This window comes from Brevibacillus laterosporus LMG 15441 (assembly GCF_000219535.2).
GTDB lineage: Bacteria > Bacillota > Bacilli > Brevibacillales > Brevibacillaceae > Brevibacillus_B > Brevibacillus_B halotolerans.
In genome coordinates, this window is sequence record NZ_CP007806.1 from 357,501 (window position 1) to 371,047 (window position 13,547).

Annotated in this window: 12 protein-coding genes, 11 tRNA genes and 1 rRNA gene (1 of these 24 only partly in view); all 24 read left to right on the forward strand. The window is 42.8% G+C overall.

Annotated features, from left to right (window positions below; all coding sequences use genetic code 11):
- Positions 1-414: ribosomal RNA gene (locus BRLA_RS01800) — 23S ribosomal RNA — on the forward strand (it extends 2,516 nt beyond the left edge of the window).
- 46 nt (positions 415-460) lie between these two features.
- Positions 461-537 (forward strand) — tRNA-Met (locus BRLA_RS01805).
- Positions 538-549: 12 nt separating this feature from the next.
- Positions 550-626 (forward strand) — tRNA-Glu (locus BRLA_RS01810).
- A 7-nt stretch (positions 627-633) separates the two neighbouring features.
- Positions 634-709: transfer RNA gene (locus BRLA_RS01815), tRNA-Val, on the forward strand.
- Positions 710-727: 18 nt separating this feature from the next.
- A tRNA-Met gene (locus tag BRLA_RS01820) sits at positions 728-804 on the forward strand.
- A 6-nt stretch (positions 805-810) separates the two neighbouring features.
- A tRNA-Asp gene (locus tag BRLA_RS01825) sits at positions 811-887 on the forward strand.
- 36 nt (positions 888-923) lie between these two features.
- Positions 924-999: transfer RNA gene (locus tag BRLA_RS01830), tRNA-Thr, on the forward strand.
- A gap of 7 nt (positions 1,000-1,006) precedes the next feature.
- Positions 1,007-1,081 (forward strand) — tRNA-Gln (locus tag BRLA_RS01835).
- Between the two features lie 6 nt (positions 1,082-1,087).
- Positions 1,088-1,163: transfer RNA gene (locus BRLA_RS01840), tRNA-Lys, on the forward strand.
- Positions 1,164-1,267: 104 nt separating this feature from the next.
- Positions 1,268-1,343: transfer RNA gene (locus BRLA_RS01845), tRNA-Gly, on the forward strand.
- Between the two features lie 8 nt (positions 1,344-1,351).
- A tRNA-Arg gene (locus BRLA_RS01850) sits at positions 1,352-1,428 on the forward strand.
- A gap of 4 nt (positions 1,429-1,432) precedes the next feature.
- Positions 1,433-1,506 (forward strand) — tRNA-Gly (locus BRLA_RS01855).
- 514 nt (positions 1,507-2,020) lie between these two features.
- Positions 2,021-3,130 (forward strand): hypothetical protein, encoded by a 1,110-nt coding sequence (locus BRLA_RS01860; RefSeq protein WP_236867749.1) that lies wholly within the window; start codon positions 2,021-2,023, stop codon positions 3,128-3,130.
- A gap of 652 nt (positions 3,131-3,782) precedes the next feature.
- Complete coding sequence (gene lepB / locus BRLA_RS01865; RefSeq protein WP_041751908.1) at positions 3,783-4,337, forward strand: signal peptidase I; 555 nt, start codon at positions 3,783-3,785, stop codon at positions 4,335-4,337.
- 215 nt (positions 4,338-4,552) lie between these two features.
- A complete protein-coding gene (locus BRLA_RS01870) occupies positions 4,553-5,377 on the forward strand; it encodes a sensor histidine kinase (protein ID WP_003333592.1) in 825 nt (274 codons plus the stop codon).
- Positions 5,356-6,006, forward strand: a complete 651-nt coding sequence (locus tag BRLA_RS01875; RefSeq protein WP_003333590.1) for a response regulator — start codon at positions 5,356-5,358, stop codon at positions 6,004-6,006. The genes BRLA_RS01870 and BRLA_RS01875 overlap by 22 nt, the downstream gene beginning before the upstream one ends.
- Before the next feature lie 317 nt (positions 6,007-6,323).
- Positions 6,324-6,569, forward strand: a complete 246-nt coding sequence (locus tag BRLA_RS01880; protein ID WP_041751909.1) for a hypothetical protein — start codon at positions 6,324-6,326, stop codon at positions 6,567-6,569.
- A 109-nt stretch (positions 6,570-6,678) separates the two neighbouring features.
- Positions 6,679-6,855: a cold-inducible protein YdjO-related protein gene (locus BRLA_RS22950; RefSeq protein WP_003333588.1), complete on the forward strand. Its 177-nt coding sequence runs from the start codon at positions 6,679-6,681 to the stop codon at positions 6,853-6,855.
- Between the two features lie 80 nt (positions 6,856-6,935).
- Positions 6,936-7,316, forward strand: coding sequence for a cupin domain-containing protein (locus BRLA_RS01885; protein WP_003344880.1), 381 nt, complete (start codon positions 6,936-6,938; stop codon positions 7,314-7,316).
- Between the two features lie 48 nt (positions 7,317-7,364).
- Positions 7,365-8,468, forward strand: a complete 1,104-nt coding sequence (locus BRLA_RS01890) for an NAD(P)H-dependent flavin oxidoreductase (RefSeq protein WP_003333586.1) — start codon at positions 7,365-7,367, stop codon at positions 8,466-8,468.
- Positions 8,469-8,487: 19 nt separating this feature from the next.
- The gene (locus BRLA_RS01895; protein ID WP_003333585.1) at positions 8,488-9,387 is read left to right on the forward strand and encodes a LysR family transcriptional regulator; all 900 of its coding nucleotides are present in this window, start codon (positions 8,488-8,490) and stop codon (positions 9,385-9,387) included.
- Positions 9,388-9,812: 425 nt separating this feature from the next.
- Positions 9,813-10,913 (forward strand): citrate synthase/methylcitrate synthase, encoded by a 1,101-nt coding sequence (locus tag BRLA_RS01905; RefSeq protein WP_003333582.1) that lies wholly within the window; start codon positions 9,813-9,815, stop codon positions 10,911-10,913.
- Between the two features lie 442 nt (positions 10,914-11,355).
- The gene (locus BRLA_RS01910) at positions 11,356-12,936 is read left to right on the forward strand and encodes a sensor histidine kinase (protein ID WP_003333580.1); all 1,581 of its coding nucleotides are present in this window, start codon (positions 11,356-11,358) and stop codon (positions 12,934-12,936) included.
- The gene (locus tag BRLA_RS01915; protein WP_041751910.1) at positions 12,908-13,531 is read left to right on the forward strand and encodes a response regulator; all 624 of its coding nucleotides are present in this window, start codon (positions 12,908-12,910) and stop codon (positions 13,529-13,531) included. The genes BRLA_RS01910 and BRLA_RS01915 overlap by 29 nt, the downstream gene beginning before the upstream one ends.
- Positions 13,532-13,547 lie beyond the last annotated feature (16 nt).

The following is a 13,547-nucleotide window of genomic DNA, read 5'->3' on the forward strand; positions in this document are numbered from 1 at the left end:
GGAGGTTTGGCACCTCGATGTCGGCTCATCGCATCCTGGGGCTGAAGTAGGTCCCAAGGGTTGGGCTGTTCGCCCATTAAAGCGGTACGCGAGCTGGGTTCAGAACGTCGTGAGACAGTTCGGTCCCTATCTGTCGCGGGCGTAGGAAGTTTGAGGAGAGCTGTCCTTAGTACGAGAGGACCGGGATGGACGCACCTCTGGTGCACCAGTTGTCACGCCAGTGGCACAGCTGGGTAGCTATGTGCGGACGGGATAAGCGCTGAAAGCATCTAAGCGTGAAGCCCCCTTCAAGATGAGACTTCCCATAGCGCAAGCTAGTAAGACCCCTTATAGACGATGAGGTTGATAGGTTCGGTGTGGAAGTGCAGTAATGCATGGAGCTGACGAATACTAATCGGTCGAGGACTTATCCACATTGCCTTTATGCTGACTTCATTATCTAGTTTTGAAAGAACAATATGGCGGTGTAGCTCAGCTGGCTAGAGCGCTCGGTTCATACCCGAAAGGTCGGGGGTTCGACTCCCTCCGCCGCTACCATTACAATTACAAGGCCCGTTGGTGAAGCGGTTTAACACAGCAGCCTTTCACGCTGTCATACAGGGGTTCGAATCCCCTACGGGTCACCATTTATATGGAGGATTAGCTCAGCTGGGAGAGCATCTGCCTTACAAGCAGAGGGTCGGCGGTTCGATCCCGTCATCCTCCACCATTTTTATTTTCCCATTATCGCGGGGTGGAGCAGCTCGGTAGCTCGTCGGGCTCATAACCCGAAGGTCGCAGGTTCAAATCCTGTCCCCGCAACCAAAGTATGGAGCTGTGGTGAAGTTGGAGTTCACGCCGGTCTGTCACACCGGAGGTCGCGGGTTCGAGTCCCGTCAGCTCCGCCATTTTTAATTGAATAGGCTGTTGGTTATATTAAAAATGCCGGTGTAGCTCAATTGGTAGAGCACCTGACTTGTAATCAGGGGGTTGTGGGTTCAAGTCCTATCGCCGGCACCATTTTTATTGGGGTATAGCCAAGCGGTAAGGCAACGGACTTTGACTCCGTCATTCTCAGGTTCAAATCCTGATACCCCAGCCATTATATGAGCCATTAGCTCAGTTGGTAGAGCATCTGACTTTTAATCAGAGGGTCGAAGGTTCGAGTCCTTCATGGCTCACCACTTTTTTTTATTTAGCAGTCATTATTGGTTTGAAAGACGAACTAGGTTGAGATTAAAGTGGTATATAGGTAACAAAAGCTTTAAGCAAATCATACAAAACATGTGCGGACGTAGCTCAATTGGTAGAGCGTCGCCTTGCCAAGGCGAAGGTCGCGGGTTCGAGACCCGTCGTCCGCTCCATATATTATGTGCCCTTAGCTCAGCTGGATAGAGCGTTTGACTACGAATCAAAAGGTCGGGAGTTCGAATCTCTCAGGGCACGCCATTACGCGGGTGTAGTTCAATGGTAGAACTCCAGCCTTCCAAGCTGGTCGCGTGGGTTCGATTCCCATCACCCGCTCCATAGCAAAAAGTCTTGTGAAGCAAGGCTTTTTTTATTTTTCGAGATACTTAGCGTATCATCTTAATTGTTGCCAGAAGTGGGGATGGAAATTTTTTCAACAAAGTGAGTCGAGCTGTTATGATTCACGTATAGGGTTTGCTGGCATGGTTGGATGCAGAAAAATTATATGTTTAAAGTGAATAAATATTAAACCCTGTTATTGAATATCTTTTTCATAAGTAGAACACGTGAGAACGCCTATCTCGTTTGAGAGGGGCGTTTTTTTATACCAAAATCTAAAACAGAGCAAAACTTTGACAAATGAATTGGTGCTTCATAAATCTTGTAAAACAAAACTCTTAGAAGTATAGTTTTCATGGCCTGTACCGTCCGCTTCTATTTTTTAAGGGCAATTCATTTTTAGCTCTTTCAGAAATAATTAAAGTTCATCTCCAAATTTTTTAACCAATCATTTGAAATGAGGAATAACGAATTCACCAATTCCTACATATTGTGGTATATGACATATAGGGAGGTGTGTTTTTTGTTTAACGACAATCACGATGATTTACAAGGGATATTAAATAAAATTAATGAGCCTGATTTGCTTGACTTTATGAAACGGGATCCAATTAGTAATAACAAGTTCCTTGCACGTAGAAAACGGTCTTCCTCCTCAACGTCCTCCTCAACTTCTTCCTCAACTTCTTCCTCCTCATTTTCTTCTTGCTCAGACTTTACTACTCGTTGCCCAATTACAGGGATAACAGGTCCAACAGGTTCAACGGGAGCGACAGGAGTCACGGGGGCAACAGGAACAACGGGAGCCACAGGAGCACCAGGAACACCAGGAACACCAGGAACACCAGGAACACCAGGAACACCAGGAGCACCAGGAGCAACGGGAGCAACGGGAGCAACGGGAGCACCAGGAACACCAGGAACACCAGGAGCACCAGGAGCACCAGGAGCAACGGGAGCACCAGGAACACCAGGAGCACCAGGAGCACCAGGAGCACCAGGAGCACCAGGAGCAACGGGAGGAACAGGAGCAACGGGAGCACCAGGAACACCAGGAGCACCAGGAGCAACGGGAGGAACAGGAGCACCAGGAGCAACGGGAGCGACAGGAGCACCAGGAGCACCAGGAGCAACGGGAGGAACAGGAGCACCAGGAGCAACGGGAGCACCAGGAGCGACAGGAGCGACAGGAGCCACAGGAGCGACAGGAACCACGGGACCAGGTTTGAATAGTTTTATTAGTGTATTTAGAAGTTTCGCTGGAACAGGAACCGATACGGTAGCTGCCTTTTCTCCAATCACTTTTACAAACCTAAGTAGCAATGTTGGTGGAGCGTTTGTCTTTTCTCCTCCATCTGATACAATTTTAATTTTACAACCAGGTCTTTACCTGTTTGATCTTGTCATTCATAATCAGGGGAATGCTTTATTTGACTTGAAAATAGGTGGGGTTAATCAAACGCCAACACCTCTCGCTGGAGATGGGGGAGGTCCAATTGCTGCAAGTATAATTATAAATGTTACTACTGCTCCGACTACTGTACAACTCGTGAATGCAAATAATACGCCAGCACAGCTTCATAACAATACAAACGCTACACTTACTATTATCAAACTAACTTAAACATAATACTAAGGTTCAAAATTATATACATCCTCGTAAGATAAACTGAAATGAAAGACGATCGTTTTTATGAGTTGTAAAGCTGAACAATCATCCTAGGATTTCTTATTGATACGCGGAAAGCTTCTTTATACTAGATGTAAACGACCAGGGGTGGAACTTGCCCGCCAGTTATGTAACCAGACAAGAGACGCAAAACCTCTTCATGTAAACTTTAGCAATGCCACATTTTCAATGGTGAGCCACCAAGCAAAATTGCAAGGTGGCTTATTTTAAGGCCTATTTCCTTCATCTAATCAGGATACATAAATATCGTTAGAACGACTGTATAAGACAGTGCAGTTATAGTTTTTTATCGAAATAGAAGATAGGACTTTTCTTTGAGAATAGTTAGAGCATATAAGGCTAGAATAAAAAAATTCATGTTACATCTGGTTTATTGAAACCCTCATCCACTACCAGAAGTTCACGAACAGCCCATTTTAGCTGAATCTTGTGAATGAGTTCCGCTCACAAATTCCATCCCCCGTTCCCAGAACCATATACGTCAAAAGAGGGCAAAAGCACTATCTTTTTATAACGTTTTGAAACCTTTTTTTAGGAAGTACGTCCTTTATAATAAGACTAACCAAAAGGAGGCTGCTAATTCTTTATGAATCAGACAGAACCTCGCTCCGGATGGGGTGGAGCAATTAAGGAGTGGCTTACTTCCATCATAACAGTTTTTATTGTCACATTTGCTTTGTACACGTGGCTGGGAGCACCCTATGTTGTGTATGGAGAATCCATGCAAAGCACTTTGCAAAATAATGAGAAGGTCGTTGTAAATAAGGCGGTATACCGCTTGCATGAACCACAACGAGGAGAGATTGTTGTATTCCATGCAAACCAAAAGGAAGACTACATCAAACGTGTAATCGCAATAGCGGGCGATCGGGTAGAAATGCGTAACGATCAGCTATTTATTAATGGAAAATCTGTAGAAGAACCTTATTTAGAGGAGCAAAAAAAGAAAGCTCATGCAGAAGGGAAAAAGGTAACGGAGGATTTTCCGCCAGTAACGGTTGAGGCTGGTTATATTTTTGTCATGGGAGACAATCGACAAAATAGTAAGGATAGTAGAATGATTGGTCCTGTACCGATTACACAGGTTGTTGGCAGAGCCGATTTCGTGTATTGGCCACTTTCGAATGTGAGATCACCATAAGCTGTACTTCATAAGAGGCTCAGTGAAAAGTTCTATTGCAAACTACTGCATAGGACTTTTTTTCTTTTGGCGATAAAAACGGCATGTAATTGTGGATAGTATTTGCTTTATTCAAAAAATCGACCCTACATGCTAATAAAGCGCTTCCTCTATAATAGAGTAGGACATGATTATTGGTTATGATTGTAAATTACAGGTCAGTCAGGAGGATACGCTTGAATTATCGATGGCTAAAATTAACGAGCATTATGTTACCTACCATTATGATAGGTGGCTTTGAATATGCGCGACACGAGTTTTTGCTGCCTTATTTTACGATGGATGAAGGAAATGTCATCATTACGATTATGACTTTGGTTCTTTCATTTATATTTGCCACCTGGGTTTTTGGAAAAATCAAAAGAATGAGTGAGAAATTAGCAAAGGAAAAAGCCAAGCATGCAGTGTATGAGGAACGAGAACGCTTAGCCCAGGAGCTACATGATAATATTGCACAAGCGATTTTCTTTTTAAATGTAAAACTAAATCAAGAAAAGATTGAAGAAGCAAAGGCAACGATCTCTGAAATTGATAACCAGCTAAGACAAGCGATTTTTAATCTCCGTTCTCATCCAGAAGAGGGGGTATTATTAACGGATCGCTTGAGAAAGTGGCTACACGAATGGAGCCTGATCACAGGAATCGAGGTGAAACAGGAGCTTGATGGAATGGATCAATACTTTAAACCAGCGGAACAAGTCCATTTATTTAGCATTATACAGGAATCGTTCACTAATATTCGCAAACATGCAGATGCGAGCCATGCAGAGATTCAATGGCAGTTTCAGGGGACAGGCTGGTATCTACTGATTAAAGACAATGGAATGGGCTTCGATACAGAGATATTAAAACGTGAGAGATATGGTCAGACCATGATGCGAGAGAGAAGCTGGAAATTAGGAGCCAGCTTTGAGATGCGACCAGGAACGCATGGCGGGACAGAAATCTTGATAGAGTCATTTAAAGGAGAGAGCGGAAGGTGCAGAAATATAGGGTATTAGTGGTAGATGACCATTTATTGGCTCGCACAGCGATAAAAAGTATGCTAGCAGAGGATTCTTCCTTTGAAATTGTAGGGGAGGCTGAACAAGGAGAAGAGGGCGTACGTCTCTGTAGCGAGCTACAGCCAGATGTTGTATTAATGGATATTAGCATGCCGGTATGCGATGGCTTGGAGGCAACAAGACGAATTAAACAGGCTTATCCCCATATAAAAGTCGTTATTTTGAGCGTATCTGATGATGTAGCTGATCTATTTACGGCTGTGCAATTTGGGGCACAGGGCTATTTACTAAAAAATATGAATCCACATGATTGGTTGGCATATTTACGGGCGCTGCTAGAAGATAATAGTGATATTTCACGCGAATTGGCAAGCAAGCTCTTCTTCAAATTTCGGTCGGGTCCGGTCATTGATGAACCTAGTCCGAGCGTACTAACTCCAAGAGAAACTGAAATTTTAAAATATGTATCAAAGGGAGAGACGAATAAACAAATTGCTCAGCGTCTCATGATCACAGAGCATACAGTCAAAAATCATATGAAAAACCTATTGGAAAAGCTTTATTTAGAAAATCGGGTACAGCTAGCCTCCTATGCACTGCGTCATGGACTATCCTCTGAGGATTAGCAGTTCACTAGAGTAGAGTACAACCTACAAGCATCGAGGTTTCCTCCTCTCAGATGAGAAGGCAGAATAATAGGAGGTTTGCTGATAAAGGAATTGAACTCGAAGACAGGAGTTAGGAAGCTTTTATCGAATTACTACTATATAAGAGAGGGTGAAAAGAGTACTAGTTCACGGTGGACAATGCCGGCGACAATATAGAGCAATGTTTCCAGATACATGTGTAATCGTTATAAAAAACCAGCGAAAGAAAGGCTGGTTTTTTCTGCATGTAATTGGCTGAATTGTCCTTTGTCCGTACATTGAAAGGAGAGGATTACATGAGCTCCATTCAAATCAATAAAATCGTCATTTTGTTAGCCATTCTGGTGCATCTTCTTGGAATTGGAGAACTATTTGGGAAAGATGTGATGCATACTAGTCAATTACTTACACTTTGTTTACTTATTTTAGCTTTTATTAGTTTAGGCAAAAAAAAGGGAAAAAGAAAACGTAAAAAGTCATCGGCGGTAAGGACTCTTCTGCATCGAGCCAAAGAGCAGCCAACTGATGCGGACCTGTCTTAAGCGGTCGGGTCATCAGTGGATTTAACACAAAGAAAAGGTGGAAAAGTTCTACATGTAACTTTTGCAGCATAAAGTAGTAAAGAATCTTGTGAAAAGATGGGGGGACACAATGGCATATCGTTCAAAACGTACGGTGAAGGAACACGTCTATGAGGATACCCTTGTATGGCAGTGTACAGCTTGTAACTGTTGGTCGCGAAAGGAATTTGTGATCGTTGAGGATCCACGTTGCCCATTGTGCAACAGCAAGATGGAAGAGGAAATGAAAAATATCAGGATTGAATAAACATGGAAGCTGGTTGCCACCTTAGCAACTGGCTTTTTGTTTGATAATCAGCATTCATTACGTACAAAGGGGAGAGTAGGATGAAGAGATTTTCGTTTGCTCTAACGTATGGGAAAAATGTCACTCATTACGATAGCCTGCACCTGATCATGTCACGAATTGGGAAGCTGCCAGCAGATACCTATATGAATTGTGCTTATTTATCTCCTCAGGGAAAAATTGGTTATCATCAGGCTACATTGCCTCAATTACTATTGGTGCTCAGTGGCGATGGATGGGTACGTACAGATACAAGCGACTATGTTTATGTACAAAGTGGAGATGCTGTCTATTGGGAATCGGGGGAATGGCATGAAACGATTACAGAGTCTGGTATGGTGTCCATTATTTTAGAAGCAACCGACTTGTTTAGGAGAATATCGATGTTAGAGTATACAGAAGAAGGAAATAGCCAGACGTAACGAGAATGATCTGAAAAGACAGAATAGTATACACGGGAGGAGAGGATTATGTCTATGCAGTTCCAAACTAGGTTTTGCGATATCTTTGGAGTTGAAAACCCAATTATTCTTGCGGCAATGGCCGGCAATATAAATTCAGCGGAACTGGTGGCGGCAGTATCAGAGTCAGGAGGCTTGGGAACTATTGCTGGAGCATATGTTACGCCTCAAGCTCTACGAGAGAGAATCCGTGAAGTGAGGTCTTTAACCAACCGTCCCTTTGCTGTAAACCTACTTTTATTTGAACAACCAGAACAGCAAGAGGTAACACCTGCCTTTAGACAATGGCTCAACCAACAGAGGGAACGATTCAATCTTCCCCCATGGAAAGGCGACTGGCCAACCCTGCATGACGAGATTACCGATTGCTTTACGGTCATTTTAGAGGAGAAGCCGGCTGTATTTAGTTGTGCGATGGGGTTGCCAGGTAAATATGGAGAAAGTGCAAAGGCAGCAGGAATGAAGGTCGTAGGCATGGCGACCACACAAGCAGAGGCCGAACGATTAGTAAGTCAGCATGTAGATGCAATCGTAGCACAAGGCGGTGAGGCTGGTGGTCACCGGGGTACGTTTGATGCAGGAGAAGATGGGCCGGGAGAATGTATTGGTACGTTACCATTAGTGGCTCAGCTTTCTGCTGCTATTCGGGAGGTGCCTATCATTGCGGCAGGGGGAATTATGAATGGCCAAAGCATAGTGGCAGCTTTAGCGCTCGGTGCTGAAGCTGTGCAACTGGGCACTCGATTTCTAGGATGCGCAGAGAGTACAGCTAACAAGGCCTATAAGGAACGATTAATTCATGCAAAAGAGACAGATACCGCTGTTACCAGAGCTTTTTCGGGCAGACCAGCGCGGGGAATTGTGAATCAATTTATGAGAGATTTTGCTAAAAGTCAGATAGGATCGCTGGCGTATCCAGTTCAGAATGAGTTAACGAAGGAAATTCGCCAAGCAGCGGGAAAAGCCTTGGATGCTGACTATCTATCGTTATGGGCTGGTCAAGGGGTAGGTATGCTTCAAAAAGAAGAAGCCGCAGCAGATATCATGCATGCTTTATTGCAAGAGGCACAACAAAGCTTTAACCGATTACAAGGCCAGATGCATGTAAAATAAAAGCTTTGAGGTGAGTCATATGGATATAAAGCTTCTGCAAACGTTCGAAGTAGCGGCATCCTGTGAGAACTTTCATCAGACGGCAGAGACGCTATATATCGCTCAACCTACCGTGACGCAGCATATACGTCAGTTAGAGAAAGAGTTGGATGTTGCTTTATTTGAACGAGTAGGCAAACGGGTGAGGTTAACAGCAGCCGGAAAGCGCTTCTTGTCGCATGCAAAATTGATTTTATCTCAATGGCACACCGGTGTTGAAGAGATGGTGACGTGGAAGCAGGGATACAAGGAAATCTTGCGTATCGCAGTCTCTCCGATCATTGCTCGCACCTCGCTCCCTTCGCTTATTCATCGTTATACCAAAGAACATCCCGAGGTAGATATAACCATTAAAGTAGCGGACTCCATTGATATTGGTCTCTTGGTCCAAAGTGGACAGGCTCATTTGGGATTATCTCGAATGATTCCTAGCGAAGGCCAACTTTCTGCTTATTTGATGCAGACAGATCCGATCGTATTTGCTGTACCGCATTACGGTGGAGACATGGATGCTCCCTTACCTGATTGGGAGCAGGAGTTAATTACCAAGAGGTTGTTAACGCATAATCATCCCGTTTATTGGGAGCCTCTTTTAACATCGCTTAGACAACGTGGATTTGCTATTCGCACGATGGGGGTGACGCATGTGGATGTGACCAAACGCTTTATCGAAGAAGGGCTGGGGATTTCTTTCTTACCACGTTCCGCCATTTTACGTGAATTGTTTGAGAATCGCTTTATGGAATTGCCAACCCCAGGCTTGGAACTACCTAAAGTAGCCTCCTATGTTATTTTACCAAACAATAATTTGATCACATCGGGGCAACGATTCGTTGATATTCTAGCGACATTATATGCTCCTTTACCAAAAGTGACCTAAGCTTTAGGAAAGCTGGGTTAACGATTAAAAATATCAAGAACCATTAGAAGCCCCCACATAGCACCCAGAAAAAGCGTGATACCAATAAAGATGTAGGCAATGTAGCGAAGAGGAGCTTGTTTTTCTTTTGCTGGCATATTGGAATCTTCCTTTCTAATTATTAGGAAAGCGAATTGTAGGGAATAGAAGTAATTCTGATTAGTTTGCCATACAGGTACAAGCTTCATACAGGCATAATGTTTAGAAAAAAAATCCAAAAAGGTCCCTAATTACTAATGCGTCAATTCGATATAAAATGAAGCGCATATAACCGTTTGAATGAGCGGACATTAATTACGTTTTGTAATCAATCAATCATTTACTATCTATTTCTACTTTTCAGAATATATTGGTATACTGTAATGAAAAGAAAGGAGTGGAAGTGGATGGAAAAAATGTTGGCGATTGGGCTTGAAGGAATAGTTGTTGCAGAAACTGATTTAAGTCTAGTCGACGGGCAAAACGGATTATTGGTTTATCGGGGGCATTGGGCTCAAGATCTAGCCATTTCTCATACATTTGAAGAAGTCGCTTACTTGCTATGGTTTGGCGCATTGCCTACAGAAGAACAATTATCCGGTTTCCAGACTGCATTAGCTCAGCAAAGGGCTTTACCTAAAGAGGTAAAAGAAGTCATAGATGCGATTCCCCATGATCGAGACATGATGACGGTTTTACGGACAGCGGTCTCTGCTTTGGGGGGTGCTGAGCAAAGCTGGCCTCCAACTTTAGAGCAATCCATTGCTATTACAGCTAAAATGCCGACTATCATTGCCTATCGGGAAGCTCGAAAAACTGGCAGGGAACCGCAAGAGCCTCGGATGGAGCTAAGTCACACGGCAAACTACCTGTATATGTTAAAGGGTGTAGTAGCTAGTAACGCGCATGTCAGAGCATTGGATGCGTATTTAGTATTGACTCAGGAGCATGGGATGAACGCTTCTACTTTTGCTGGACGGGTAGTAACTTCCACTCAATCGGATATTTATTCTGCACTGACAGCAGCCATAGGCGCTTTGAAAGGTCCCTTACATGGAGCAGCTCCATCTGAAGTTACAGAGATGATTAATGCGATTGGCAGTAAAGATCAGGCAGAGGGCTGGATTCGGGCACGGTTAGAGAGCGGTCAACGCTTAATGGGCTTTGGACACCGTGTATATAAAACCATTGATCCACGTGCTACAGCACTGCGTGTGGTAGCGGCAGAATTGGCGGAAGATGACCCATGGTTTGATTTAGCTACCCATGTGGAACAAGTAGGAACAAAATTATTGGCCGAGTATAAGCCAAAACGCAAACTGCATACCAATGTAGAGTTTTTTGCTGCTGCGGTTATGAGAGCAGTTGGTTTGAACGAAGAGTTGTTTACACCTACCTTTGCTGTTAGTCGCACAGTAGGCTGGTGTGCACACATTTTAGATCAAGCAGGCCGTAATCGAATTATCCGTCCGGAATCAGAATATACAGGGAATATGCCGAAATCGTAATCGTTTGTCCTACAAACGGGAGATATGTAATGTTCCTGAGAAAATTCTACATGTAAGTGATACGAATAAGGAATTGATCTAACGAGAAAAAAGCTTTCCAGCAAATAGGGTATTATACCTATTGAGGAGAAAAGCTTTTTTCTTTTTTATTTCCTTCTGATTGGATAAGGCAAATGATAAGTAGATGAAATGTAGCAAAAATGTAAAAGATACCAGAAGTGCAATTTGAATTTATTTTCTAGTCTATTAAGTAAACAAGCGCTGATAAAATAAGCTAAGGCATAATGTAGTGCTTTTCCATGTGGTATTCATTATGATAGGGAGTTACGAATAATATCTACTTGGCTATGGGGGATCTGTAAGTCTTCTGTCACAAAAATATCTATTTTTATCTAGATATAATTGTTATAATTTACCTAAAAATTAAAATAATGGAGTTTTTATGGGCGTTAATCTACTGTTTAAAAATGTGGAGTGGATCATTGTATTGTTTCGTTGGGTTCTGCTCATTATGTTATATGCTACCACAGATACGACAGATATTTACTTATCTATCCCGGTGTATGTATTGCTCGTGCTACAAACGGTACTAAGTATAGTAACACTGTACCGCATCATACTTGTCAGGCAGGTGTTAGTAACAGCTGAGTTTTTCTTTCTTTTATATTGGGAAGTCTTTCAGCAAATGTGGGGAATTTCTGATTTGTGGTTTACTTATACGTCTTTAGTACTATTGAGCTTGCGCTTATCTTTACGTTATATGCTAGGTATCCTTTTTCTAGGCTTTGGAAGCGCCATTCTCTTTGTACTCTGTGGGGGACTACCTAGCACCGATATTTCTCATTTACGTGCAGAGGGACTTTTAGGTACGCATTTCGTTACTACTACGATTTTGTGTGGATTCATTCACATTGTTCGTAAAAAATGTAAAGCTTACTTTAAGCACTGGTTGGCGTTTATGTCCTATATTAAGCTGCTACGTAAAAATAAAGAGTCCACTGACTTATGCCGTGTAGGCGAACGTTTTTTACAGCGGCTCTTTCCTAAGAAAAGAGTGTTTGTTTTCTGGTTTAATCAAGTAAGAGGACAAAGGGACTGGCAAAGAGAGTTTTATCAGCTTGCCTTATTGGAAAGCAATTGGCAGGAATTAAAACAGCATAAAACGATTGCGGTACGTAACTTCACGGGCCAGCCAGAGGATGTGCTGTATTTTCCATTAGGTCAAAAAAGAAAACAACAAGGGGCTATTCTAATTATTGGACAGAGTGCAGAATTTTTGTCTATGGTTAATCTGCTTTTTTTACATAGCTTTGCAATCGTGACATCCAGCCATTTACACCATATTAAGGAAACCGAAGAATTGGTATTCCGTACGGACGCAGAGACTCGCAGGCAAATGGCGGAGGATATGCACGATAGCTTAGCGCAACAATTATTTTTTCTATCTGCCCAGCTATATTATGTAAAACAAATGCTTTCTCCTGTGATGAATCAGGAAATGTCGGTCACCATTGATCGGATGGAAGAACAGATGAAGGAATGTCATCTAAAAGTACGCGGGTACATCCAGCATTTACGATTTAATCGAGAAGCGGAGCCTCTCTTAGATGCAATTCGTGACATGAGCGAACGTATCTTAAAAGGTACAGGGGTCAAGCTCGATTATGTGACAAAAGGAATTGTGCTGGAGGAGAGCTTAGCGGTAGAAGAAGCGATTTATCGTGTAGTAGAAGAAGCGTTGTACAACATGCTAAAACATTCTAAAGCAGATCAAGTGGAAATATATTTAGAAGCCACCTCTGTACAATGGACGCTACAGATAAAGGACAATGGAATTGGGTTTTCTACGGATAGCGTAAAAGCTTCAAACGGATCATTTGGAATCTCTAATATGCGAGAACGTATGAAACGCGTAGGTGGTACGATTACAATTCGGTCCGCGGAGCTACAAGGTACGGAAATCACGGCGTTTATCCCTAGAGGAGGAATTAGTATTGGAGAAAATAAAGGTGCTTCTTGCTGACGATCATAGGATTGTTCGCGAAGGAGTCAAGATGATTCTACAGATGGCAGGTAAATTCGAACTAATAGGGGAAGCGGCTGATGGAGATGAATTGTACGGTAAAGCATTGGAGGTAAAACCGGACTTGATAATTTCAGACCTTAAAATGCCGGGGCAAAACGTGATCAGAAGTGGGAAGCTTTTGAAAGAACAGCTTCCAGCTATTAAGATTTTAATTTTGACCGCCTTCGATGATAGTGAGGATATCTTTCAAGCTCTTGATGGCGGAATTGATGGTTATATCATGAAAGATACGATGCCTGAACAGATTTTGCATACCATCGACATGATTTTGATGGGGTATTCCTGCTTTCAGCCTAAATTAGAACGGAAAAAGTCTACACAAACGACACAGCTTCAATTAACAGAACGGGAAAGGGAGATATTTGAGCTTATTGTTGATAATTTGAGTAATCATGAGATCGCTGAGAAACTATACATATCCGAGGCGACTGTAAAAACTCATGTAAGCAGTATCCTACGAAAAATGGGACAACCAAATCGGTCTCAGGCGGTGTTGTACGCATTAAAGCAGGGACTAGTCAAAATGAAATAAAAAGTTGGTTGGATAA

Excerpts from the sequence above, each read along its gene's own strand:
- BRLA_RS01880 (WP_041751909.1), top strand. The coding sequence starts at position 6,324 with ATGAGCTCCATTCAAATCAATAAAATCGTCATTTTGTTAGCCATTCTG.
- BRLA_RS01905 (WP_003333582.1), top strand. The coding sequence starts at position 9,813 with ATGGAAAAAATGTTGGCGATTGGGCTTGAAGGAATAGTTGTTGCAGAA.
- BRLA_RS22950 (WP_003333588.1), top strand. The coding sequence starts at position 6,679 with ATGGCATATCGTTCAAAACGTACGGTGAAGGAACACGTCTATGAGGAT.
- BRLA_RS01890 (WP_003333586.1), top strand. The coding sequence starts at position 7,365 with ATGTCTATGCAGTTCCAAACTAGGTTTTGCGATATCTTTGGAGTTGAA.
- lepB (WP_041751908.1), top strand. The coding sequence starts at position 3,783 with ATGAATCAGACAGAACCTCGCTCCGGATGGGGTGGAGCAATTAAGGAG.
- BRLA_RS01910 (WP_003333580.1), top strand. The coding sequence starts at position 11,356 with ATGGGCGTTAATCTACTGTTTAAAAATGTGGAGTGGATCATTGTATTG.
- BRLA_RS01895 (WP_003333585.1), top strand. The coding sequence starts at position 8,488 with ATGGATATAAAGCTTCTGCAAACGTTCGAAGTAGCGGCATCCTGTGAG.
- BRLA_RS01885 (WP_003344880.1), top strand. The coding sequence starts at position 6,936 with ATGAAGAGATTTTCGTTTGCTCTAACGTATGGGAAAAATGTCACTCAT.